Source organism: Citrobacter rodentium NBRC 105723 = DSM 16636 (assembly GCF_021278985.1).
In the GTDB taxonomy this organism is placed as follows: domain Bacteria; phylum Pseudomonadota; class Gammaproteobacteria; order Enterobacterales; family Enterobacteriaceae; genus Citrobacter_A; species Citrobacter_A rodentium.
Genome location: NZ_CP082833.1, coordinates 439,313 through 462,256, shown reverse-complemented (window position 1 = coordinate 462,256; position 22,944 = coordinate 439,313). Strand labels below are relative to the sequence as shown.

Sequence of the window (22,944 nt, the reverse complement as noted above, 5' to 3'; positions counted from 1 at the left end):
AGGAGTACTCATGCCATTTGCTGACGCGGTTCCTGTTTTTAAACTGTATGGCGAACAACAGGGCTGGCCGACGCCGGATCTGCTGCACTGCGAGTCGATTCACCAGCGCAGCCGTTTATATGAATGGCATATCCGGGCGCATCAGCATGCTGAACTCGTCCAGCTTCTCTATCTGCACCAGGGAGAGGCGACCATTGAGATTGAAGGGCGGACAACGGTTATGCGCGACGCCTGTATTCAGATCGTTCCGGCGCTCTGCGTGCACGGCTTTCGCTTTTCACCGGGCACCCAGGGCTATGTGCTCTCTCTGGCGCTGCCGCTGTTGAGTCGGCTGGAAGCGCAGTTTCCTCAGCCGCTGGCATTATTGAATACGCCGCAATGCGTGCCGGTGGCGCAATCCCGTCGCCATATCCGTACGCTCTTTTCGGCATTGCGCCGGGAGTACCAGACGGATAACGAGGCGCGGGATATGATGTTATTTTCGCTACTCAGCGCGCTGTTGGTCTGGCTTCGCCGTCAGCATCAACCGGCGATGCGACAGGATGATAAACTGGCGCGTCGGCGCAGCGCGATGCGTCTTTTTGCCCGCCAGATTGAGCGTCACTACCGCGAACATCTTCCGCTGACGGAATATGCGCGACGGGTAGGGCTCTCTGCGAACTATCTCAACCAGCTATGTCGTGAATTTCATAATTGCAGTGCATTATTCGTATTACATCAACGCTTAATGCTGGAGGCGAAACGGAGCCTGCAATATACCTGTATGACAGTAAATCAAATCTCTGATTACCTTGGTTTCAGCGACGTGACTTACTTTTCGCGCTTTTTTAAAAAACATCAAAAGATATCACCTAAAGCATATCGGGAAATTATAAAAAAAAACCATTTACGCTAATCAGGTAAGCAGAGCTAATTTGCAAATGTAGAAAAATTTAATGTTGCATTTCGGGTTTCTGGTTAATTATTAATGGCGTAGGCTTGCGTTATACTATGCGTATAGTTATATAATCGCCTCGTAAGGAATTTACGTAAAACACAGGGATAAACAATTCATATTAACTATTGTTTTGTTTTTCGTATTTCGCTGATGTATAGGCAAACTCATACCATCACAGTGAATTACGGGACAATAATGGATATGAAATGTGGAGGATATTATGTTGCCAGGACGCTGCAAAAATGGAATTGTCATCAGCAAAGTGCCGGTAATTCAGGCGGGACTCAATGGGATTATGCACCATCATTTCCCGGAATATGAAATGACGTCCTGTCGTGCTGTAGAAGAGCTGACGTTATTACAACTTCGTCGTTCGGATGTGGTGATCGCGGATCTCACCGGCGAATGTCACCAGCCGCGTAATCTCTGCGAGCAATTTTATACGCTTATTACTCAGTATCGGGATATTCACTGGGTTTTTCTGGTCTCCCGCGCGTACTATCCGCAGGCGGTTGAATTCCTGATGTGCCCCTCCAGCACGCTGTTGTCTGATGTCGAGCCGATAGAAAATCTGGTCAATACCGTCCGTTCCGGTTGCAAAAATCCGGAAAGAATTAGTCAGTCTTTGTTATCGCCCGCACAAGCCGAACATCAGGAATTTACTTCACGTTCGATTATTTTAACGCTGTCAGAGCGAAAAGTGCTGCGCCTGCTGGGTAAGGGTTGGGGAATCAATCAGATTGCGATGTTGCTTAAGAAAAGCAATAAAACCATCAGCGCGCAAAAAAACAGTGCAATGCGCCGGTTATCAATCACCAGTAATGCTGAAATGTATGCATGGATTAACAGTTCTCAGGGAGCGAGAGAATTGAATTTACCTTCTGTATATGGAGATACGATGGAATGGAAAATCGAAGCTATACGGGAAATGTCGCACTCGTAGAAAAATGCGTCATGAGTCGTATTGGTTTTCAGAGTATATTTATTACCAACCCTGAACACCATTATAAGTTGTGTCTTTTCAAAACACGGGATGCGTTCCGGGAAGCGATGAGACTAATGGATTTTTCCGCCGTGATTTTCGCTCTCTCCTCGATTAGAAAAGACCGCCGGGTGGGATTATCGTGTCTGGCTGAACTGGCCATTGATTATCCCCGTATGCGTCGTCTGGTTATTGCGGATGATGATAACGAGGCGCGTTTGATCGCCGCGCTGTCGCCTGCGCCGCTGGATGGCGTTCTGAGTAAAGAGGCATCGCTGCCGGAGCTGCAGGAGGCGTTATTTGCCAACCTCACCGGCCCGCGTCGATTTAACGAAAGCCATCATACGATCTGGTATATCAATCAGAGCCGTATGTTGAGCCCCACAGAGCGGGAGATTTTGCGCTTTATGTCGCACGGCTACTCAATGCCGGAAATCGCGGTTGAACTGGAGCGGAACATTAAAACCATCCGGGCGCATAAATTTAACGTGATGTCGAAGCTGGGCGTCAATTCCGACGCCGGTTTGCTGAATGCGGCTGATATTTTGCTTTAACTCCACAGCCGACGTCTTCCTCTGTCCAGGTTGCCGCGACCGGCATTTACTGGCTGACGTCAACCCAGATAGCTGAAGTCAGTTCAGCCATACGTTCTGGCGAGATGCGAATGGCGCTATCAATACGCCTGCGGCGGAAAGCGTTTTGGCACAGGTCTGCAGAGAAACATCACAATCAGCGGGCAGCGGCGTTTCCAGTCCGAAAGGTTTTTTACTTTATTTCAGCGTGCAGTCGCCGCACTGCTGTACGTCGGGCAGGCGGTAGCGCTGGCAGCAGGTTCTGCGCGTCAGCACCCCCTCGCGTGGCACCACGGTGCGCCAGAGCGGGTTATCTGCGCCACAGGAAAGCTGTTTGTCAAAGAAGCAGGTCTGGCGAAGCGTATTGAGCAATGCCTCACCAAGCAGCGGTTTCATTTCGTTGAGATACCAGTGGATCAGATAGCCGGTGTTGCTCCAGATAAGCTTACTGTTGATCTCGTCCGTCGCTTCAAGCGCTTGCACGACCGGGGTGAGCGCCTGTTTGATCAGTTTTTCCATGCGTAGCTGTGGCGAACAGGCGCTCGCCTGCGGGTCTTCGTGGACGTCAATCCAGAAGCACGCGGCGCGTCCTGTTTCATGAAACTCTACGTGGAGATGGTCGGGCGAGACATCAATTGCCGTTTGCTGGGTCAACAGCGCGAGCATCAGCGGCGGCACCATCAGGCCGATATACCATTGCGCCCATAACGAGATAAGCGGCTTATTTTCGCGCGTCAGCGCAGGCTGGTTGCGATATATATGGTCGGAATAGAGGCTCAGCAGGGACTGCAGTTCGTCGGGGCGACGCCACTGTTCCAGCGTCATAGCGCTCTGCGGCGCAGGCTCATCCAGACGAATAAAATCCAGCAGGTGCTCGCGCGTCCGGGCTATGGTCGCACGTACGGCTTCGGCCAGCGAGGGAATCTGCGGCTGGAGAGGCGTTCGCCAGATAACATTATCAATGACGGGTGCGGAACGATAGGCCATAGCGTGGATAGTAATCTAAATGATAATGATTGCTAATCCTAGCTATAGGCGTAACCGATAGCAAGATCTTTATCAGTCCTGCATTCTGCGCCGCGCGATGACGCCAGAAACCTCAGGCGATGCCGGGTTCGCCGCTGACTAAAATATGGTTACGTCCCAGATGCTTGGCCTGATAGAGCGCTTTATCGGCGCGGCCAATGGCCTCTTCGACATCGCGCTCCATCAGCGGCGCGATGCCAATACTGATCGTGACGTTAGTGGCGACGCTTTCATTAAACATATGCGGGATGCTGAGATCGTAGACGCTTTGCCGGATACGCTCCGCGGCGGCGCGCGCCTGCTGCGGGTCGCTGGCGGTCAGCAGTACCATAAACTCTTCTCCGCCAAAACGCGCCACCACGTCACGCGAGCGTACGGCGTCGCGGATGGCGGCGGAGACGCGGATCAGCGCCTGATCGCCCATCATATGGCCGTAGTGATCGTTGTAGGCTTTGAAATGATCGATATCGATCAGTAAAACGTAACGCTCGTGGCTGTCTATCTCCAGCAACGTTTCCAGCCGGTGCTGCAACCCCCGACGGTTGTATAAGCCGGTTAAAGGGTCGAGCATACTGAGGTCGTTGAGCGTCTCTTTTTCGGCGAGCAGCCTGAACATCAGCTGCTGGGCAAAATTATCGTAGCGCTTCTGGATTACATGTTGAATGGCGATGCCCGCCATCGGAAGCGCGGTAAAAAAGAGGATTTGCAAAGCGTGCTGGCTACCGTTGAGCCATAAACAGGCCAGTACCGACGGCAGCGAATGCAGGGTAAAGGCGACAATATTATTGGCAAAAGATATCGAGCTGATAAATAAGATCGACAGCAGGGCGATCAGCAGAAAAGAGCCGTCCGGCAGTGAGAGCGCATAATATTTCAACGTGACGTGCACCGCCCACAGCCCGCCGAACAGTAGCGAGATCGCCGGTAAATTCACTTTCTTATCGGCATATTTTCCGTGCCACGCCAGCAGCACGGCGCTCAGCAGCAAAATGATGATACCGGGTACGGAGAGCGAATTTATCTGATAGATGGGCCAGATAACGGCAAACAGCGCAGAAACGGCATTGAGAAACAAATAGAGCTGCAGCGAGAGTTGAATTTTTTTCTTGCGTAAAGATTGCCAGGATTGTGCGGTCATATTTTAAGTATCGTGATTTTCTAATAATTACACTGTTCAGGAGGCAAAGAATACCGGGCGAGAAGTTGCTCGCGTAAAAAAGTAGATTAACGTGTTTGCGGGTTTAGCGCTGCGCAATCTATCACCTTAAAGAATTCATGTCATCAGTACGTAAGTAAAGCTAATGTCAGCAGCGACGGCGGAGTGCTGACAAATGAGAAAATTTATCATATGATATTGGTTATCATTATCAATGTCAGAGGTGAAAGCATGTTGCAACGCGCGCTGGGCAGTGGCTGGGGCGTCCTGCTACCGGGGATCGTGATCGCCGGACTGGCGTTTGCCGATCTCTCACTGGCGGTCTGGAAGGCCATTATTGTATCAGGGTTACTACTGACTCCGGGAATGCTTTACCACAAACAGCTACGCCATTTTGTTTTGTTGCCATCGTGTGTTGCGCTGATCGGCGGAATGATAGTGATAATACTGAACTGGAATCAGGGGTAACTAAACAGGGGAAGTATTGCAGGAAGGCAGCAAGATAATTGGTGCGAGGGGGGGGACTTGAACCCCCACGTCCGTAAGGACACTAACACCTGAAGCTAGCGCGTCTACCAATTCCGCCACCTTCGCACAGTCATCTTACTTTTTTGATATCGCCTCGTTGGTGCGAGGGGGGGGACTTGAACCCCCACGTCCGTAAGAACACTAACACCTGAAGCTAGCGCGTCTACCAATTCCGCCACCTTCGCCCGGTGAGAGCAATATCAACGTGGATTATGGTGCGAGGGGGGGGACTTGAACCCCCACGTCCGTAAGGACACTAACACCTGAAGCTAGCGCGTCTACCAATTCCGCCACCTTCGCATACCATCGATTCTGAAAAAGAATCGCTACCACGGAGGCGCATTCTAGTGGTTTTCAGCTTTTCGTCAATAGTTAATTGCGCCGGACGCGCTTAATTGATGGAAAAATCGGCTCTGAACGCAGGCCGGATAAGCGAAGCGTCATCCGGCAATCCGCAAACCATGCCGGAAAGGGGCAGACACCTTATCCGGCCTGAGTTGAACAGACTATTTTTTCGCCTGGCGGGTCATCACCGTGCGGTAAACCTTAAAGCGTCCGGTCTGGGCGATAACCTCATGGAAGCCAAAGGTGTCGTCCAGTACCTGCGGCCAGGGCAGAAAGGCGTTAGCGACAATACGCAGTTCGCCGCCGCTGTTCAGATGACGCACTGCGCCGCGAATCAGGGTCTGCGCCGCGTCGAAGCTGGTCTGGAGGCCATCGTGGAACGGCGGATTCGAGATGATCATGTCGAAGCGGCCCGTTACTTCAGAAAAGACGTTGCTGGCGAACACGTCGCCTTCAATACCGTTGGCGGCAAGGGTCGCGCGGCTGGCCTCTACCGCCGGCGCGCTAACGTCGCACAGGGTTAAGCGCACCTTCGGCGAGTGGCTGGCAAGGGCGACGGAAAGCACGCCAGCGCCGCAGCCGACGTCCAGCACCTTGCCTTTCGTATGCGGCGTCAGGGTGGAGAGCAGCAGCTGGCTGCCGACGTCCAGCCCGTCGCGGCTGAATACGCCCGGCAGGGTTTTGATCGTCAGGCCGTCAATCTGGTACTCGCCCCAGTATTTTTCTGCGTCAAAGGCGGGCTGTTTTTCCAGACGACCGTGGTACAGGCCGCAACGGCGGGCGCTGTCGACTTTGTTCAGCGGCGCATATTCCGCCAGCATCTGTTCGGCGCTGCGCACGCCGCTGCGGTTTTCGCCGACCACGAAAATATCGCAGTCCACCGGCAGCAAAGATAAAAGATTCATCAACTGGAACTGGGCTTCCGGCTTGTTCTTCGGCCAGTAGTAGATCAGCGTGTCGCTGTCAGCCACGTCCTGCGCCTGGGCGACAAGGCTGAAACGGGCGTTATCGCCCATCTGACGGCTGAGCGCCTGCCAGTGGTGGAACTGCTGCGTATGCGCGCGGCTGGCGGCGCTTGTAAAACGCGCGGGCAGATCATCCTGCAAATCTCCGGCAAACAGAATACGGCTTTGTTCGAAATCATCACTGTGGCGCAGCAAGACTTCACTTGCCGGGGTAAAAGCAGACATGAAACGCTCCTTAAGTTATCCAGCCGGGGATTATATACGCAAAATCATGCAAGCTGAATCAAGGCGGCAGGCGGGTAACAGATAACGCTGTGACAGGAGGAAAGAGCGCAGCTCACGCGGAGTCAGTTACAGAGGACGAAGTGTCCGTTGTTTGATGGTACAGATTCGACTTATTTGCTATATTTGCGCCCCTGATGACAGGAGCGATTCGCTATGACAACCCGACGAGACTGGCAGTTACAACAGCTGGGCATTACCCAGTGGTCGCTGCGTCGCCCCGGCGCGTTGCAGGGAGAGATCGCCATTTCCATTCCTGCGCATATCCGTCTGGTGATGGTCGCTGAAGAGCCGCCGGCGCTGACTGAACCGCTGGTAAGCGATATTCTGCGGGCGTTAACCCTCACTCCCGACCAGGTGTTGCAGGTGACGCCGGAACGTGTCGCCATGCTGCCGCAGGGCAGTCGCTGCAACAGCTGGCGTCTGGGAACGGAGGAGCCGCTGCTGCTGGAAGGCGCGCAGGTGACCACGCCCGGACTGGATGAGCTACGGGCAAACCCAGCGGCCCGCGCCGCGTTATGGCAACAAATCTGCACACATGAACACGATTTCTTCCCTTCGCGAGAGTGACTTACCCGCGGCGTTTCAGATTGAAAAGCGCGCCCACGCGTTTCCCTGGAGTGAACAGACCTTTACCAGTAATCAGGGAGAGCGCTACCTCAACTATCAGTTGACGGTTGAGGGACTGATGGCCGCCTTCGCGATTACGCAGGTAGTGCTGGATGAAGCTACGCTATTCAACATTGCCGTCGATCCCGATTTTCAGCGCCGGGGATTAGGAAAAGCGCTGTTAGAACATCTCATTGACGAGCTGGAAAAACGCGGCGTCCTGACGCTGTGGCTGGAGGTTCGCGCCTCCAACGTTGCCGCCATCGCACTGTATGAAAGCTTAGGCTTCAACGAGGCAACGATTCGCCGCAATTACTACCCGACCGCCGACGGTCGCGAGGACGCCATTATAATGGCACTGCCAATCAGTATGTAACAGAAGGTGTAACAATGAAGTGGGACTGGATTTTCTTTGATGCCGACGAAACGCTGTTCACGTTTGACTCGTTCACCGGCTTGCAGCGGATGTTTCTCGACTACAGCATTACCTTTACCGCTGAAGATTTCCAGGACTACCAGGCCGTGAATAAACCGCTGTGGGTGGATTATCAGAATGGCGCGATCACCTCGTTGCAGCTTCAGCATGCCCGCTTCCGGAGCTGGGCGGAGCGGCTTAACGTGGCGCCGGGCCTGCTGAACGACGCCTTTATCAACGCGATGGCGGAAATTTGCGCGCCGTTGCCCGGCGCCGTTTCGCTGCTGGATTCGATTCGCGGCAAAGCGAAAATCGGCATTATTACCAACGGGTTTACCGCTCTGCAACAGATCCGCTTAGAGCGTACCGGGCTTCGTGACTACTTTGATCTGCTGGTGATCTCCGAAGAGGTCGGCGTGGCGAAACCGGACCGGAAGATTTTTGATTATGCGCTCGCGCAGGCGGGCAATCCCGACCGTTCCCGGGTGCTGATGGTGGGCGATACCGCCGCCTCCGATATTCTCGGCGGTATCAATGCCGGGCTGGCAACCTGCTGGCTGAATGCGCATCAGCAGGCGCTACCGGAAGGCATTGCGCCGACCTGGACGGTCACATCATTACATGAACTGGAGCAGCTGCTGTGTAAACACTGATTGCCTCCCCCCCGCTGATGGGTAAAATAGCCGCAATTTTTCGTATTCAACATGCGCGGCGCGACGCCGCGTTTACCAAGAAGAATGAATTATGACGTTGTCTCCTTATTTGCAGGAGGTGGCCAAGCGCCGCACTTTTGCCATTATTTCTCACCTCAATAATTAAGCCCAAATCCAAGCTCTTTTACTCTTTAAAAGTCCTTTCAGTTAATTGAGTGAAAGCCACAGAGCTCATTTAAATACATGGTGTTATGTGGTGGCTTACATTGAAAGTTCTTTCATTTAACTTTAAATCGATCAGGTTGCTTTCCTCAAAAATCTGTACGTATTCTTGTACGTAATGTACAAAGCAGCAGAGATGTTTTGCGATTTGTACAAGGTGAGTAATGGCGCAGTTTGATGCGTGGTTGCGTTCAGTCATTGGAAAAGAACGCGATAAGGTTTTGGTTAAATCTGATCGTGATGTTCCGTCCGTCAGAGTTTCACCGAAAGGTCGCGTAGTGTTTCAATATCGTTATCAATAGGCAGGGAAAGGCGAGCGCCTTGATATCGGAACTTACCCAGCTACTGGATTAAAAGATGGACTGACCCCACGCCTGTAGACAAATTCTGTCCTCACGACGAGGCCTGTTCAAAGGCCTCCGGACTGACGCCGCCGAGGTGGCTGTGGCGCCGGGCCCGGTTGTAGAACACTTCAATGTAATCGAAGATATCCGCCCGGGCCAGAGCCCGGGTTTTGTATATTCTCTTCCTGATGCGTTCTTTTTTCAGTGAACTGAAGAACGATTCGGCCACCGCATTATCCCAGCAGTTGCCACGCCGGCTCATGCTCGGTGCCAGGTGATTGGCCCGGCAGAAGCGCTGCCAGTCGTCACTGCCGTACTGACTACCTTGATCGCTATGTACGATGACCTCGCCGTCCGGTTTTCGGCGCCAGACCGCCATCATCAGCGCGTCGAGCGCCAGTTCGCGCGAGAGAGTGGGTTTCATCGACCAGCCGACCACATTACGGGCAAAGAGATCGATAACCACCGCCAGATACAGCCAGCCCTGCCAGGTGCGGATATAAGTAATATCGGTGACCCAGACCTGGTTGGCCCGGACAACGGTGAACTGCCGCTGCACGCGATTAGGAGCAACGATTGAAGGCCTGCCAGCGATACGACGTGGCGCTTTATAGCCGCGCACGGCTTTAATCCGGTTCAGTTGCATGATCCGACCCACCCGGTTTTTACCGCAGGTTTCCCCGATTTCGTTCAGATCGCCATGAACCCGCCGGTAACCGTATACGCCTCCGCTCAGGGAATATGAGTCGCGGATAAGTATCAGCAGGCGCTGGTTATCTTTATCACGCGCCGAGACAGGGTTATGCAGCCACGCATAGAACCCGGCCCGGGCGACATTCAGTACCCGACACATCGTCATCACACCCCATACAGTGCGGTGCTCATTGATAAAGCGGTACTTCAGTCGGGCTCCCTTGCAAAGTACCGCGCGGCCTTTTTCAGGATATCCCGTTCTTCTTCGGTGCGTTTTAGCTGCGCCCGGAGTTTCAGGATCTCGCTTTTCGCTTCCAGTAAATCCCGGGCATGCTGCTCGCTGTTATCAGGTTTGATAGCCCGTAGCCACTTGTAGAGGCTGTGTGCAGAGACGCCCAGACGGTCAGATACTTCGGCGACGGAATAACCGCGTTCCGTTATCTGACGGACGGCTTCTTCCTTAAATTCAGGTGTAAATCGTGGTGTGCCCATACGCTCCTCCTATGCTCAAACTATAGGGCAGGATCGTCTACCGGGGCGGGGTCAGTCCATGTGCCAGATCTGCAGGGCGCGAGAGTAAAAACTCATTTTTCAGGATCCCGTTTATTCGCTCAGCCAGCGCATTCTGGTAGCAGTCATAACCATCGGTCATTGAACAGGTTATTCCGTTTCTCTCATGGACTGACTGATAAAGCGCTGAGCAGTATTGCTGCCCTCTGTCAGAGTGATGTACCAGGGGACCCGCTGTTTTTCTCCGCTTCAGTGCCTGCCTCAACGCCTTTACCACATTTTCCGTATGCAGACTTTCCCCAACATGATAACCCATAATTTTTCTGGAGCAGGCATCTGTTACCAGACTCAGATAAGCCGTGCCGCTGCGTAGCGGAAGGTAAGTAATGTCGGCAACCCAGACCTGCTCAGGCTCAAGGGCAGTAACCTGCCCCGGACCGGGTTTCAGCAGATTAGGATGCCGGTAAAAGCGATGATGGCTGTGGGTGGTTTTGTGATATGCCCGTTTCACTGGCACCAGGAGCCGGTATTCATCCAGCAGGTTAAACAGACGGTCTCGTCCGATATTCAGCATTTTATTGGCCTGAGTATTCAGCAGGTAATGCAGTTTACGCGTACCGATTCGCGGCTGACGACACCTGACGCGGGCAACAAAATCAAGAATCTGAGCATGATGTTCCTGCCGTTTTCTGCGCCTTGTGTTGTCCTGATACCATGACTGTCTGCTGTGCCCCAGGAACTGGCATGCTCGCGTAACGGTTATTTTTGGGGCCGGAGTTTGTGCGAGGACTTGCCGGGCCGCTTTTTTACGAGACTCACCCCGTAATCGTTTTTCAGGACATTGTTAACCGACTCAAAAAACTCAGCTTTCTGGTTCGCCAGCTCAAGCTGTTCTTCAGGTTCCCTGATTCTTTGCTCGGGTGTCAGCGGGACAGTCGTCTGAGCCACAGGCAGTTTCCTCTTCACCAGGTCAGGAAGTCCGGGGCTCCAGTCAAGCCGGCCATATTTACGCAGCCAGACAAGAACAGTGGAGCGCCCCTGAATGCCATATCGCAGCTGGGCCTGTTTAGAGGTCATCTCGCCTTTTTCGACCTGCTCAACAACGGCTATTTTAAAGGACAGAGGATAAACACGTTGGGTGCGTTTGACCTCAGTCATCATCACGTTCTCCGGATTTAAGTCAGGAACGTGTCAACGCTATTCAGGACGGGTCAGACTGCTGAAAAAAGTTCGTCATTTTATGGAAACCATCAGCCCATTCCCCGGAGGCAAACATGGGCTGGCAAAAGTGTAGCGGTATTATGTGCAGCTATTTAGGATATGACAAGTTTATGACAAGAGCGATTATCTAGAGGAACAGCGTAAAGCCTACCAGGCATGGTGAGAGAGGGTTGAATCGATAGTTATTTGTACTAACTCAGATAGTTTGCGCAGCCAGAACGTAATCCAATCTGACAGTCCGCTTTGAGCTAATACACATTACTCAATAATTCCAGCAAACCTGTAAATCTTGCGTGATATCCATTGATTTGGGCAGGATTTAATATCAGGATCTGGAAAATCTGATCTGTATTTCTGAGCAGTCCTCCGGTTTACGTTGTTCCGGCGAAGCACTGTCGATATTGAAACGCCACAGAAGTTGGCGACTTGTTTAGTTGTCATTAAGTTGTTTATTGCTGACTCTCCAGCGGTTGTGCAGTTGAAAGGCTGATACCAGCTCATTGCTGCTAAACGACCCAGCCGAGAGCCATATCCGATGCCATGTACTCGTTATCACCGTTTTGCCGGTTACCACGGCAGCGCGTTTTGCTGTCAGCAAGCAAGTTACGTCAGAGTGGTCGTGTGGCTTTCTGCATTAGATTAGCGATTGGATATGGATTTATAGTTCCTTTGAATTTTTATTAATATTTTTAAGTAAAGATAATTAGTTACTCAGCTTGTATATGTGTATGCGACATATTAGTGGTTTGGTCGCATACATTTTTGAACATATTGACTAATACTTTGTTAATAAAGTTTAACAATCTAACACAGCATAGATTCTCTGTATGCTAATGTTTTTATTATAACTGCGATTATTTCTTCATTAACTTTATTACCCATGCTTAATTGGTATTTATCTTTTTCATGAGTTTTATTTAAATATATCAAGAAACATCTCATTTCATTTGGTAATGAATTTAGGTTTTCTTCGGAAAAATTTCCTTCATAAACGTTGTCGATTTTATTTTAGCATATTTCTGCTTGAGAGATGCTTAAAATAGCTCTGTTCCTATGAGAGCAGGCACTTATAACTTCTTTAAATATTTTCTTTTGATCTTCAGTACTTGTTCTTTGTCCATTGAATGCATAGGATATTCTATCCTTTGTATTGAAAAGTGACTCGGTGATCTTGCTTATATATTAACGGTCAACACAAAGAGCTATTGCCTGAGTATTTAATATGTCAGGATTATGAGAATAATTTGGCCTTTTCAAGGCCTGGATGCTTGCTGATGCTCCTTCATATGGATTTTGATGAAATAATAGATTTAGTGTATTCACGATGAGTAAAGACATCATTTGTGGTGGCGTACCTTTCTCAAGGTGGCGTAGAATAGCTCCGGTTAAAGAAGACATCAAGCTTAATCCCTGAGTGAACACCCGCTGGGTAGTTTTAAATGCTGCTTCTTGTGATATAAATCGTTGAGCAGAATTTTGGTCACCAGAGGAGCCATATTTATTCGCTTTATGCCATGCGTCACCTAATATAGCTAAAGCTAGAGGAATATCTAAATAACTCACTCCTCTGCCTATAGCTCTTACTATATTACCTGTGTTAATTGCTCCATTAAGCATTAATAATGGAGATATGGTTAGTAACGAGCTTGTTAAACATTCAGTAAATCGTGCTATAACAGAACCTGTTATTGTCTTTTTATTTATGCACTGTTTGATGTCATCGATTAGTTTGGGGTACTGGTAGAGTATTGTTGGCGCATGAAATAAGGTAGCATATAGTAAATCACCAATCATACGTACTTGATTTATATCTAACGATAATACATTATTTAAGAACGCCTCTGTTTTTATTGTTGGAGGGGTAGATGTATATAAAGCTGATTGTTGATTCTGTGGAGATGATTTGTTATAGTTTCCATTAAAAAATAATGCCTGTATTAGCAAGTGAATACTAATGCCGCCTCCAGATCTGAACGCATAGGGTAGTATATTTTCTATTTGATTGTGTAAGGCCATGTAGGCATTTATAAATGCATCCTGACTCATTGTATATCTTATGGTATTGTTCATTAAGAATCCTCATAAGATGGAAAACTGCTTCTGCACTTTCATCCTCATTAGGTATAATGTCACCAATGATGTTTTCCAGTTGATATTTATGTTTGCATTCCAGAATTTTTGTGATTCTTTCATCAATTTCGATGCATACCGAATTGCTTTCTTTAGACAATAATAGATTTTTTTCTTGTATGTTTGTTATTGTATCTTGATGGGAATTGATATCAATTGCCACATCAGGGTTACATGTGCTATTTGCATCATTTGTCTTTATGTTGTCAAAAAATCGTTTAATGTTAGTTGAGAGCCAGGCTCACTGATATGGGGCGACGATGATATAGAAAAATGATCATCAAGGAGATCGTTCAGTGTTAATTCAGAGTTACTCCTTATGATCGTATATTCATTCACTGTATCTACCACTCTAATACTCCGGTTGGTAGAGATATGAACTATATTCTCATTGATTAGTGAGCATGGTATATCAATACATACATAATCTTTGTTTGAAATTGAATTTGGAGTCAAATTTACCTCCCAAATGAATGATTTTGTTTTTACAATACTAACGCGGACCGCAAAATCTATTATATGCGATTAAAATGAAGACATTTTCAAAAGAAAAAAACTTCTTCGAGTTTGTTCTTACATACAGCACTTCAGGCTGTCAATATGGTCTTACGGCACCATTTATCTAATGGTTATCGCCATTCCTATATTTCAGAATTGAAGCCATCAGCGTCATGCTAATGGCTTTTCGTATGTATGGCATAGATATGCGCTGTAAATTGCCTGGATGTGTCCTGTTTTTTTACGGAGAGAGAATGCAACAGCATTTAAACATTACGATGTGATCAGGGCTGCGTCGCCTTCATACCTTGCTGAAAAGCTGACATAAAAACTGCAGGAAGGCTGGCAACGGTTTGGTAGCCCGGTGGCCATAACCCTTTATACCCTGATGCAGGCGATTGCAGCAGAAGGTGATGTGGTGGTCAGTGGCATAACTGAGTCCGAGTGGTACTACGTAATAGTACTGGCCGGACAGTCCAATGCCATGGCTTACGGTGAGGGGCTTCCGCTGCCGGATTCATACGATGCACCAGACCCGCGTATCAGGCAACTGGCACGTCTCAGTGCGATGCGCCGAGTGGGGCCGCCTGCAGATACAACGACATTATTCCGGCAGACCACTGTCTGCATGATGTTCAGGTAACGGGACGTGGGAAAATATTGGTGGGATAAGATAGCCGACAGGTTCACAAAAATCGGAGTCCGGCTCCGGTTTTTGTTGTCATGTCAGGGTGATATTTGTTAATAAAGTTAAGATAGTCTTATTTTGAAGGTTGAAATGTATGTTATCACCAGCTCCTGTAAATTTGGGATGTTCATGGAATTCTTTAACCAGAAACCTGACTTCGCCTGATAATGCCGTCTTATCCTCTGTAAGGGATGCTGCCGCTTGCTCTGATAATGGGACGCAAGTAAAGGTGGGCAACAGAATATATCGTGTTGTTGTAACTGATAATAAGTTTTGTGTTGCAAGGGAAAACCATAGTGGTTGTTTTACTAATATGTTACATAGACTGGGATGGCCTAAGGGAGAGATTACCAGAAAAATTGAGGCTATGCTGAATACATCGCCAGTGAACTTAGCGATGGAAAGGGGTTCTGTTCATTTGAAAAGACCTGATTTACCTCCTGTGGATTATATGCAGCCAGAGTTGCCGAGGGTGGACTATAACAAGTCACCCGTTCCGGGTAATGTCATTGGTAAAGGTGGTAACGCCGTGGTATATGAAGATATGGATGATACAACAAAAGTCTTGAAGATGTTTACTACATCTCAAAACCCTGAAGAGGTGACAAACGAAGTTAGTTGTTTCAACCAATATTATGGTTCCGGGAGTGCAGAGAAAATATATGATGCCAATGGCGATATAATTGGTATTAGAATGAATAAAATAAATGGAGAATCGCTTTTTAATATTCAGTCATTACCAACACAGGCTGAGCAGGCTATTTATGATATGTTTGACAGGCTGGAACAAAAAAGAATTCTTTTTGTTGACACAACAGAAACAAATGTTTTATATGATCGTGTAAGAAACGAATTTAATCCAATAGATATATCTTCTTATAATATTTCTGATGTTTCGTGGAGGGAAGGGCAAATAATGCAATCTTATCATGGAGGAAAGCAAGATCTTATCAGAGTGGTATTAAGTAGAATTTAATATTTTTATCCGGTTATAGTAGGCATGATAATATGTATGGATTTATCGACTAAGGAATGTTTGGTATGTTACCAGCTAGTAGCTCTTCAGCAAATCTTTACTCATGGATGTATATCTCAGGAAAAGAGAATCCTTCGACTCCGGAATCAGTAAGTGAACTTAATCATAATCATTTTCTTTCTCCTGAATTACAGGAGAAACTGGATGTTATGTTCGCCATATATTCATGTGCCAGAAACAATGATGAGCGTGAGAATATTTACCCGGAGCTAAGGGATTTTGTAAGTAGCCTAATGGATAAGAGAAACAATGTGTTTGAGGTGATAAATGAAGATACTGATGAGGTGACCGGAGCTCTGAGAGCGGGAATGACGATAGAGGACAGGGATAGTTATATCAGGGATCTTTTTTTTCTGCATTCATTGAAAGTAAAAATTGAGGAAAGCAGACAAGATAAAGAGGATTGGAAATGTAAAGTTTATGATCTGCTATGTCCGCATCATTCTTCAGAGCTATATGGGGATCTACGGGCAATCAAATGCCTCGTTGAAGGATGCAGTGATGATTTTAGTCCTTTTGATACTATTAAGGTGCCGGATCTTACTTACAACAAAGGATCTTTGCAAATTGGATAGTCACGGGCCTGGTTACCATTCTGTGTAAATGCCAGTTTTCAGAAGTGACCGTCAAGGCGGTCACCAAACTTGATAATAAATCGACTCAATGCCGTATGTCAGTCTTTAAGGACATTGTCCATTTCTGTGATGACCTGGATAGCAAACCGTCCACCTTTTTACTGACCGTCTGCCGGGAACATATTGCGTTTCCTGATGGCATGATGGTTCCCCGTTATTACTTACTGTTCTCTTTAACACCAATACGCAATTCACCACATAGGAATTTTTCTTGGTTGACCGTAAATGCATGAGTGTTAATGCTAGTCTGTAAAGTATTCTGATAAAATATTATTTCTGTATTTTATCCACGATACTGTTTATGTCAGTCTGTATCCAGAATTCTGAAATGCTGATTCATAATATCAAAATAACAATTATTCTTGTCAATAATCATTTCTTTTGCTATCTTTTCCCTGCTAAGAGGATGGGGGTGGTGCTTTCTGATAAGCTGCATAATAGCTGACTTATCGTATAAAGAGCAAACTTTTGAGTCCATAGAATTTTTGACAAAAACGCCATTTTCCGGAATGCAAAATGTTATCGGGCATTCAAGATATTGTTTGCTGCAAGTAAATTCATCAGGATTTACAATAAACGCATGAGAATGAATTTTGCTTTTCAGTGCATTTTCGGCCCCTTTTTGCCATCCTATATTTAAAGACAATTGAAGCATAAAATCTCGAGACACTTGTTCAAAACTTCGTCCGTTGTTTATCTGGCGTTCTAGATTACGGGCAAGGCTGTTCCCCCTTTTCATAAGGATGGATAAATGATTGCTGTGAACAGGGTGTATCGTAAAGCCATTGACTGATTCAATATAACGAATCTCCATTTGATGGCGCCCCCTTATGATTACAGTATCATTTTGATTTTGCTGTACAATATAACGTAAAGAGTTTAGTTCATTTTCAGGCAATATGCTTCCTGCGGAGAAGTTTAAAAAGATAGGCATATTTCTTTCTGTAATATAATTAGGGGGTTTATGTTTTTTTCTGTAGGTACATTACCATTCAGATTTGATTCTCTATAAAGTATTACATGGTATGGGGATAAATGCAATAATTAAAGATGGATTACTATTATAAAATAGCGTTTGACAAATTCAGTTGTGCAGAAAGAGATGAACTGTGTTTTTGCTATAGCACCAAGAGATGTGAGTTGCTCCTACTGTTAACTGTATTAGATGTTATAAAATGGGAACTACATGGATATAGGCAGTCCTGTGTAATGTGTTCAGGAATTTAATATAATTATAATAGTTAGCATGCAAGCCATGCCATACTAAAACGTCACAGGAAGTGATGTTGCTCTCATTATTGCTGTTCCCTCATTCAGAGTACGGGTAACCCATATCTGGCGCGTGCACGGTTACATGCTTCATTTTTCAGACCGCTTTCACCAGGCATTGCGAATTCCCTGCATGTAGATGGGCGTTTTTTGTAAACGGAGCAATATGCATTTTTACCGGGGGGGCAACCAGAGCAACACATCCGGGATCTTTACTGGTTAGTGCCCTGCATAGGGGATATTTTCTTAGTGAGACTGACTGGGACGTTTCAGCATGCATTATCAGTTTCAGCCCAGTAAAAGGAGACACGAAAAAATGCACAACATGCACCACACGTCATGCATAGATTCTGATTGCTCACAATTAACCAGTCCAGCTATAACTCGAATAGAAACTGCGGTACGTTGTATGCAGACCGAGGTGCGGGTAATGGTGTGATTTATGTGAATACATTGAATTATGCCACCTTATTATATCTAAGTATATTTAAGATTATTTTTTAAATGGGTATATGTCAACATCCAGTCTGACTGATTCTGGAAGTGTAATGATGAATGGCTCGCCCAATCTTAAAGAGCATGATATGTCAGGGTATACCTTTGCACCTTTATCAAGAAGTTCACCAATTGAGGTTACAACCCAGCTACTGTTTTCTGTTTTGCTGTATTTTTTTTGTAAGTTGGCATCGCTGTTGAGTATCTTTTCATTGAATGTATCCTTTTCCATTATCATGAAATTTAGAGCGTTTCTGGATTCTTCCTTTGCTATATCAGCAGAGCGTCTTGGTATACCCGTAGTGATACCAAAAGCATTTTGACGTGAGTTATACCAGTCAATAACTTGTGCAACGGTACCTTTATGCCCTTGAATTGTTTTATTTTTTAAATCAGTGAATTGATTGTCTTGAACTCTTACAGCAACGAAATTGCGTTTTATATTAAATATGGATAACACTTTATCTGTAATGTATTTTTCTTTTGTTAAATCAGCATTTCTGAATGATAATAACTTTGCAGGGGTATTTGCAGGAGAAATGTTTCTATTTAACAGTTTTCCTGTTTGTTCTGTTTTTATTAAGGAGTATGATGTTTTTTCGTTTTTTAATATGTTGTTCACTGATGATAAACAGGACCTTATAATTGGCATGATAAACTCCTTGTCGCCATATTGGTAGATATTGAAAGTGATTATTATCATGTTTATAACAACTTGTCTAGTGGTTATCAGGTATTTTTGAATTGCTATTATATTTTATTGTTAATTAAAAATGATTTCATTATGATGTTTATAGATAATTATTATTAATTTATGTTGGTATAGTTATCATTCACTATGAGACGGTGGGACAAAACTGAGACAATGATTTTTTGCCCTTACTTTCTGTTCATGCCATTCATGAGTTATGAATGAGGGGAGGCTTCATTCATAACTTCTATATATTTATTTTGCAAGATGCTTGTGAGCTTACTTCTTATTTGTGGCAGAGAACAAAGCAACAACCCCCTCGGTTTTAATATTAATAGTGTTGAAAAGTTCAGAGAGAATTTTTGCTAAGCTTTCTTCAGGATCTGGTGTGTTAGAAAAGCTCCCTTTGTTATTATATATGTGCATTAATTTACGAGCAAACAAATTATGTTGGACTGCTTTTCTAAGGATCATAGCCCCAAATAACACACCATCGTCAGTTAGAGCCTCTGCAGCATTTTTTAATAACAGGGCTTTTCTGCTCCATACGCCTGCTAGGCAATGCAAAAAGAATCATACTGATGATGCAGCGTTTCTGGAAAAGATGGAAGAACATCATGTTGAATTGTTTTCGTGATTCGCTTACTTCCTGCTCGTTTAGAGGCTGAATCAAGGCTGGCTTCATTCAACTCCAGGAGTGAAATACTGTACTCATCCAGAATTACAGGAAGATAAAACCCTAATACCTATATCAAGATGTCTTTGTCTTACATGTTGCATGTAGTGCGGAAGTGGGGGGGGCTGTTTTCACATCTCCATGCGAAACGGTTAGAAACACCTAACACCCATCAGTCGTATAGTTTCAATGTAATTGGTTTATATACTTTTGTGCTATCAGAAATCTTGTTTTTCATAATTTTGTTAATGATAATTAAAATTCACTGGTATAAGGCTATCATGGATGGCAGTAGGCGCTGTCCTTGACCTGCTATATCCAGACAGCCGTTGTATCTTAAGTTAACGTTACCCGCTGACGCCGATATTCCCTCGGTGAGAGATAACTCAGCGCACTATGCGAATGGTTCTCATTGTAATGTTCGATCGCCACTGCAAGGTTATGCAATGCCGTTCTTACATTCGGTTTGGATATGAACGCGATGTAGTCTTCCGTCATCGTTTTCACGAACTTTTCTGCCATGCCATTACTTTGGAAGCTACTGACTGCTGTTGTGCAGGGCTCCAGATTCAACTCTCTGGCGAACTGCCGTGTTTCATGAGCCATATAGGCCGAACTGTTATCTTTCAGCTACTGGATAGCCTGTTCCGGTACCTTATCTCCAAAGCGTTTTTCTACAGCACCTAACATGACATCCTGCACCGTAGCTTTGTCATAACCTCCCGTGCTTGCTGCTCGGTCTATGGCTTCACTATCGCAACAGTCCAATGCGAACGTAACCCGTAGTTTTTCGCCATCATCACAACCGAACCCGAAGCCATCGGAATACCAACGCTAGTCGCTTTCCTTCAGCGATATCCGACCTTTATGTTCCCGCTGCGGCCGTGAAGGTTTGTTATGTAACAACAACAGGTTATTTTCGCTCATTATTTGGTAAACGCGCTTTGCATTCACAAACGGCACTCCTTCGTTGCGGGAATGACGTCTGAGTATGGTTCAGACACGACGATAGCCATATGTCGGCATACTGCTGATGATATCGAGGATGCGTGATAACACTTCGGCATCCGCAGCCTCATCACGTCTGTGGCGATGTTTATCTGACTTATTACCAGACGTTTTCATCCTTTGTACCATCTACGCACGCGACACTCCCAGAATACGGCTTACCAGGGTTATTCCTTGTCCGTCGGCAACAAGGGCGTATGCGCTATCCATTTTCGCGACAGACCGTACTCCACTGCTTCTTTAAAGATCTCAACTTCTATTGTTTTCTTACCCAGCAAGCGCTGTAACTCTTTTATCTGTTTTATAGTATCTGCCAGCTCTGAAGCAGGAACGGCATCCTCACAAGCAGCAACAGCAGTGAGACTTCCTTCCTGATATTGTTTTTTCCATTAAACAATAGGCTGGACTGAATACCATGCAAACGAGCAACATGGGACACTATCATGCCGGGTTCCATTGTCTGCTGAATAATGGCGATTTTTTCCTGAGGTGTTTTACGCTTATGGAGCTTCTGCCCAGCAAAATTCCGGTCATCTCAAAATTAGAACTAGTGTTAGACATATATCCAAATTTATTTTTTATTTTAAGATACATCCAAGGTCTGGTGTTTTAGGGGAGCGGCTCACTACAAATACACCTACTGATCATGTTCTGCTATGCTCTGATACCTCCAAAATGTACAATCAGCGGCATGAATTTTTCTTTGTACATATGATTGTACATAATCAAAGAGACAAAAATTATGACAAGCCTTTTGGCTGCAGAAGTAGCGAAAAGAAGAACCTTTGCCATTATTTCTCACCCGGATGCCGGTAAAACCACCATCACCGAGAAGGTGCTGCTGTTCGGACAGGCTATTCAGACCGCCGGTACGGTCAAAGGCCGCGGTTCCAGCCAGCACGCGAAATCCGACTGGATGGAAATGGAAAAGCAGCGTGGTATCTCCATTACCACCTCAGTGATGCAGTTTCCGTATCATGACTGCCTGGTGAACCTGCTGGACACCCCGGGTCACGAAGACTTCTCGGAAGATACCTACCGTACGCTGACCGCGGTGGACTGCTGCCTGATGGTCATTGACGCCGCGAAAGGCGTCGAGGATCGTACCCGTAAGCTGATGGAAGTTACCCGTCTGCGCGATACGCCGATCCTGACCTTTATGAACAAACTTGACCGCGATATCCGCGATCCGATGGAGCTGCTGGATGAAGTGGAGAACGAGCTGAAGATCGGCTGTGCGCCGATCACCTGGCCTATCGGCTGCGGCAAGCTGTTTAAGGGCGTTTATCACCTTTATAAAGACGAAACTTACCTGTATCAGACCGGTAAGGGCCACACGATTCAGGAAGTGCGTATTGTTAAAGGCCTGAACAACCCGGATCTTGACGTCGCCGTCGGCGAAGATCTGGCGCAGCAGCTGCGCGATGAGCTGGAGCTGGTGCAGGGGGCGTCCAATGAGTTTGATAAAGAGTTGTTCCTCGCGGGCGAAATTACTCCGGTCTTCTTCGGTACGGCGCTGGGTAACTTTGGCGTCGATCATATGCTCGACGGTCTGGTGGAGTGGGCGCCTGCGCCAATGCCGCGTCAAACAGACACCCGCACGGTGGAAGCCAAAGAAGAGAAGTTCACCGGCTTCGTGTTTAAGATTCAGGCCAACATGGATCCGAAACACCGCGACCGCGTGGCCTTTATGCGCGTCGTCTCCGGCAAGTATGAGAAAGGCATGAAAATGCGTCAGGTGCGCATCGGTAAAGATGTAGTGATCTCCGACGCGCTGACCTTTATGGCCGGCGACCGTTCCCACGTCGAAGAGGCTTATCCCGGCGATATTCTCGGTCTGCACAACCACGGCACCATTCAGATTGGCGACACCTTTACGCAGGGTGAAATGATGAAGTTCACCGGCATTCCGAACTTCGCGCCGGAGCTGTTCCGTCGTATCCGCCTGAAGGACCCGTTAAAGCAGAAGCAGCTGCTGAAAGGGCTGGTACAGCTTTCTGAAGAGGGGGCGGTACAGGTGTTCCGGCCTATCGCCAATAACGATCTGATCGTGGGCGCGGTGGGCGTTCTGCAGTTTGATGTGGTGGTGGCCCGCCTGAAGAGCGAGTACAACGTTGAGGCCATCTACGAGTCGGTCAACGTGGCGACCGCACGTTGGGTGGAATGCGCCGACGCGAAGAAATTCGAAGAGTTCAAGCGCAAGAACGAAGTTCAGCTGGCGCTGGATGGCGGCGACAATCTCACCTATATCGCGCCGACGATGGTCAACCTCAATCTGACGCAAGAACGTTACCCTGACGTTCAGTTCCGCAAAACGCGCGAGCACTAATCGTCCCGCAGGGCGCGGCGTCCGCTGCG

General features: G+C 47.1%; 16 protein-coding genes, 3 tRNA genes and 9 pseudogenes. 13 read left to right on the top strand and 15 right to left on the bottom strand.

Annotated features, from left to right (window positions below; translation table 11 throughout):
• The first annotated feature begins 10 nt into the window (after positions 1–10).
• The 3 genes from K7R23_RS02140 (at position 11) to bglJ (ending at position 2,473) form a co-directional block, all read left to right on the top strand.
• On the top strand, positions 11–895 hold the full coding sequence (locus K7R23_RS02140; protein WP_012908725.1) for a helix-turn-helix domain-containing protein: 885 nt from the start codon (positions 11–13) through the stop codon (positions 893–895).
• Between the two features lie 262 nt (positions 896–1,157).
• The gene (locus tag K7R23_RS02135) at positions 1,158–1,880 is read left to right on the top strand and encodes a helix-turn-helix domain-containing protein (protein ID WP_012908726.1); all 723 of its coding nucleotides are present in this window, start codon (positions 1,158–1,160) and stop codon (positions 1,878–1,880) included.
• On the top strand, positions 1,841–2,473 hold the full coding sequence (gene bglJ, locus K7R23_RS02130; RefSeq protein WP_012908727.1) for a DNA-binding transcriptional activator BglJ: 633 nt from the start codon (positions 1,841–1,843) through the stop codon (positions 2,471–2,473). Before K7R23_RS02135 ends, bglJ begins: the two co-directional genes overlap by 40 nt.
• A gap of 46 nt (positions 2,474–2,519) precedes the next feature.
• Here bglJ and K7R23_RS02125 read toward each other — a convergent pair.
• The 3 genes and pseudogenes from K7R23_RS02125 to K7R23_RS02115 form a co-directional block, all read right to left on the bottom strand.
• Positions 2,520–2,680, bottom strand: a pseudogene (locus K7R23_RS02125) (YbaK/EbsC family protein); the annotation flags it as partial.
• A 9-nt stretch (positions 2,681–2,689) separates the two neighbouring features.
• Positions 2,690–3,478 carry a siderophore-iron reductase FhuF gene (gene fhuF / locus K7R23_RS02120; RefSeq protein ID WP_012908728.1) on the bottom strand — a complete coding sequence of 263 codons (789 nt, stop codon included), beginning with the start codon at positions 3,476–3,478 and terminating at the stop codon, positions 2,690–2,692.
• 112 nt (positions 3,479–3,590) lie between these two features.
• A complete protein-coding gene (locus K7R23_RS02115) occupies positions 3,591–4,655 on the bottom strand; it encodes a GGDEF domain-containing protein (protein ID WP_012908729.1) in 1,065 nt (354 codons plus the stop codon).
• A 210-nt stretch (positions 4,656–4,865) separates the two neighbouring features.
• On the opposite strand from K7R23_RS02115, the gene K7R23_RS02110 reads away from it, so the two are divergent.
• Positions 4,866–5,141, top strand: coding sequence for a DUF1435 domain-containing protein (locus K7R23_RS02110; RefSeq protein ID WP_024133093.1), 276 nt, complete (start codon positions 4,866–4,868; stop codon positions 5,139–5,141).
• 39 nt (positions 5,142–5,180) lie between these two features.
• Here K7R23_RS02110 and K7R23_RS02105 read toward each other — a convergent pair.
• From K7R23_RS02105 to rsmC, 4 genes are all read right to left on the bottom strand, one after another.
• Positions 5,181–5,267: transfer RNA gene (locus tag K7R23_RS02105), tRNA-Leu, on the bottom strand.
• Between the two features lie 32 nt (positions 5,268–5,299).
• Positions 5,300–5,386: transfer RNA gene (locus K7R23_RS02100), tRNA-Leu, on the bottom strand.
• Positions 5,387–5,414: 28 nt separating this feature from the next.
• A tRNA-Leu gene (locus K7R23_RS02095) sits at positions 5,415–5,501 on the bottom strand.
• A gap of 206 nt (positions 5,502–5,707) precedes the next feature.
• Complete coding sequence (gene rsmC / locus K7R23_RS02090) at positions 5,708–6,736, bottom strand: 16S rRNA (guanine(1207)-N(2))-methyltransferase RsmC (RefSeq protein WP_012908731.1); 1,029 nt, start codon at positions 6,734–6,736, stop codon at positions 5,708–5,710.
• A gap of 213 nt (positions 6,737–6,949) precedes the next feature.
• Between rsmC and K7R23_RS02085 the strand changes: the two genes are divergently transcribed.
• From K7R23_RS02085 to K7R23_RS25895, 4 genes and pseudogenes are all read left to right on the top strand, one after another.
• Positions 6,950–7,363, top strand: coding sequence for a DNA polymerase III subunit psi (locus K7R23_RS02085; RefSeq protein ID WP_012908732.1), 414 nt, complete (start codon positions 6,950–6,952; stop codon positions 7,361–7,363).
• Positions 7,332–7,778 (top strand): ribosomal protein S18-alanine N-acetyltransferase, encoded by a 447-nt coding sequence (gene rimI / locus K7R23_RS02080; RefSeq protein ID WP_012908733.1) that lies wholly within the window; start codon positions 7,332–7,334, stop codon positions 7,776–7,778. Before K7R23_RS02085 ends, rimI begins: the two co-directional genes overlap by 32 nt.
• Positions 7,779–7,792: 14 nt before the next feature.
• The gene (gene yjjG / locus K7R23_RS02075; protein ID WP_012908734.1) at positions 7,793–8,470 is read left to right on the top strand and encodes a pyrimidine 5'-nucleotidase; all 678 of its coding nucleotides are present in this window, start codon (positions 7,793–7,795) and stop codon (positions 8,468–8,470) included.
• 91 nt (positions 8,471–8,561) lie between these two features.
• Positions 8,562–8,624 (top strand): annotated as a pseudogene (locus tag K7R23_RS25895) (hypothetical protein); the annotation flags it as partial.
• Between the two features lie 461 nt (positions 8,625–9,085).
• On the opposite strand, the gene K7R23_RS02070 reads toward K7R23_RS25895, so the two are convergent.
• Positions 9,086–10,221, bottom strand: a protein-coding gene (locus tag K7R23_RS02070; protein ID WP_217968131.1) for an IS3 family transposase whose coding sequence is annotated in 2 segments (ribosomal slippage) — positions 9,086–9,975 and positions 9,975–10,221 — 1,137 coding nt in all. Because the reading frame shifts where the segments join, the coding sequence is not laid out codon by codon here.
• A 64-nt stretch (positions 10,222–10,285) separates the two neighbouring features.
• Positions 10,286–11,400, bottom strand: a pseudogene (locus K7R23_RS02065) (IS3 family transposase); the annotation flags it as partial.
• A gap of 52 nt (positions 11,401–11,452) precedes the next feature.
• Between K7R23_RS02065 and K7R23_RS02060 the strand changes: the two are divergent.
• A pseudogene (locus K7R23_RS02060) lies at positions 11,453–11,533 on the top strand (hypothetical protein); the annotation flags it as partial.
• A 731-nt stretch (positions 11,534–12,264) separates the two neighbouring features.
• On the opposite strand, the pseudogene K7R23_RS25890 reads toward K7R23_RS02060, so the two are convergent.
• Positions 12,265–14,046: pseudogene (locus K7R23_RS25890) on the bottom strand (hypothetical protein).
• A gap of 373 nt (positions 14,047–14,419) precedes the next feature.
• Here K7R23_RS25890 and K7R23_RS02050 point away from each other — a divergent pair.
• The 3 genes and pseudogenes from K7R23_RS02050 to K7R23_RS02040 all read left to right on the top strand — a co-directional run.
• Positions 14,420–14,727, top strand: a pseudogene (locus tag K7R23_RS02050) (hypothetical protein); the annotation flags it as partial.
• A 143-nt stretch (positions 14,728–14,870) separates the two neighbouring features.
• Positions 14,871–15,752, top strand: coding sequence for a type III secretion system effector kinase NleH (gene nleH, locus K7R23_RS02045; protein WP_012908740.1), 882 nt, complete (start codon positions 14,871–14,873; stop codon positions 15,750–15,752).
• 65 nt (positions 15,753–15,817) lie between these two features.
• A complete protein-coding gene (locus tag K7R23_RS02040) occupies positions 15,818–16,387 on the top strand; it encodes an NleF caspase inhibitor (protein WP_024133095.1) in 570 nt (189 codons plus the stop codon).
• Positions 16,388–16,751: 364 nt separating this feature from the next.
• On the opposite strand, the gene K7R23_RS02030 is transcribed toward K7R23_RS02040, so the two are convergent.
• The 5 genes and pseudogenes from K7R23_RS02030 to K7R23_RS02010 form a co-directional block, all read right to left on the bottom strand.
• Complete coding sequence (locus K7R23_RS02030; protein ID WP_012908743.1) at positions 16,752–17,381, bottom strand: DUF1076 domain-containing protein; 630 nt, start codon at positions 17,379–17,381, stop codon at positions 16,752–16,754.
• A 379-nt stretch (positions 17,382–17,760) separates the two neighbouring features.
• Positions 17,761–18,078, bottom strand: a pseudogene (locus K7R23_RS02025) (YkgJ family cysteine cluster protein).
• A 131-nt stretch (positions 18,079–18,209) separates the two neighbouring features.
• Positions 18,210–18,863, bottom strand: coding sequence for an EspJ family T3SS effector ADP-ribosyltransferase (locus tag K7R23_RS02020; RefSeq protein ID WP_012908744.1), 654 nt, complete (start codon positions 18,861–18,863; stop codon positions 18,210–18,212).
• Between the two features lie 318 nt (positions 18,864–19,181).
• Positions 19,182–19,816: pseudogene (locus K7R23_RS02015) on the bottom strand (SAM-dependent methyltransferase).
• 98 nt (positions 19,817–19,914) lie between these two features.
• Positions 19,915–21,120, bottom strand: a pseudogene (locus K7R23_RS02010) (IS3 family transposase).
• Positions 21,121–21,328: 208 nt separating this feature from the next.
• On the opposite strand from K7R23_RS02010, the gene prfC reads away from it, so the two are divergent.
• Positions 21,329–22,915, top strand: coding sequence for a peptide chain release factor 3 (gene prfC, locus K7R23_RS02005; protein WP_012908745.1), 1,587 nt, complete (start codon positions 21,329–21,331; stop codon positions 22,913–22,915).
• Positions 22,916–22,944: the final 29 nt, after the last annotated feature.

Excerpts from the sequence above, each read along its gene's own strand:
- K7R23_RS02140 (WP_012908725.1), top strand. The coding sequence starts at position 11 with ATGCCATTTGCTGACGCGGTTCCTGTTTTTAAACTGTATGGCGAACAA.
- K7R23_RS02135 (WP_012908726.1), top strand. The coding sequence starts at position 1,158 with ATGTTGCCAGGACGCTGCAAAAATGGAATTGTCATCAGCAAAGTGCCG.
- bglJ (WP_012908727.1), top strand. The coding sequence starts at position 1,841 with ATGGAAAATCGAAGCTATACGGGAAATGTCGCACTCGTAGAAAAATGC.
- fhuF (WP_012908728.1), bottom strand. The coding sequence starts at position 3,478 with ATGGCCTATCGTTCCGCACCCGTCATTGATAATGTTATCTGGCGAACG.
- K7R23_RS02115 (WP_012908729.1), bottom strand. The coding sequence starts at position 4,655 with ATGACCGCACAATCCTGGCAATCTTTACGCAAGAAAAAAATTCAACTC.
- K7R23_RS02110 (WP_024133093.1), top strand. The coding sequence starts at position 4,866 with ATGATATTGGTTATCATTATCAATGTCAGAGGTGAAAGCATGTTGCAA.
- rsmC (WP_012908731.1), bottom strand. The coding sequence starts at position 6,736 with ATGTCTGCTTTTACCCCGGCAAGTGAAGTCTTGCTGCGCCACAGTGAT.
- K7R23_RS02085 (WP_012908732.1), top strand. The coding sequence starts at position 6,950 with ATGACAACCCGACGAGACTGGCAGTTACAACAGCTGGGCATTACCCAG.
- rimI (WP_012908733.1), top strand. The coding sequence starts at position 7,332 with ATGAACACGATTTCTTCCCTTCGCGAGAGTGACTTACCCGCGGCGTTT.
- yjjG (WP_012908734.1), top strand. The coding sequence starts at position 7,793 with ATGAAGTGGGACTGGATTTTCTTTGATGCCGACGAAACGCTGTTCACG.
- nleH (WP_012908740.1), top strand. The coding sequence starts at position 14,871 with ATGTTATCACCAGCTCCTGTAAATTTGGGATGTTCATGGAATTCTTTA.
- K7R23_RS02040 (WP_024133095.1), top strand. The coding sequence starts at position 15,818 with ATGTTACCAGCTAGTAGCTCTTCAGCAAATCTTTACTCATGGATGTAT.
- K7R23_RS02030 (WP_012908743.1), bottom strand. The coding sequence starts at position 17,381 with ATGCCTATCTTTTTAAACTTCTCCGCAGGAAGCATATTGCCTGAAAAT.
- K7R23_RS02020 (WP_012908744.1), bottom strand. The coding sequence starts at position 18,863 with ATGCCAATTATAAGGTCCTGTTTATCATCAGTGAACAACATATTAAAA.
- prfC (WP_012908745.1), top strand. The coding sequence starts at position 21,329 with ATGACAAGCCTTTTGGCTGCAGAAGTAGCGAAAAGAAGAACCTTTGCC.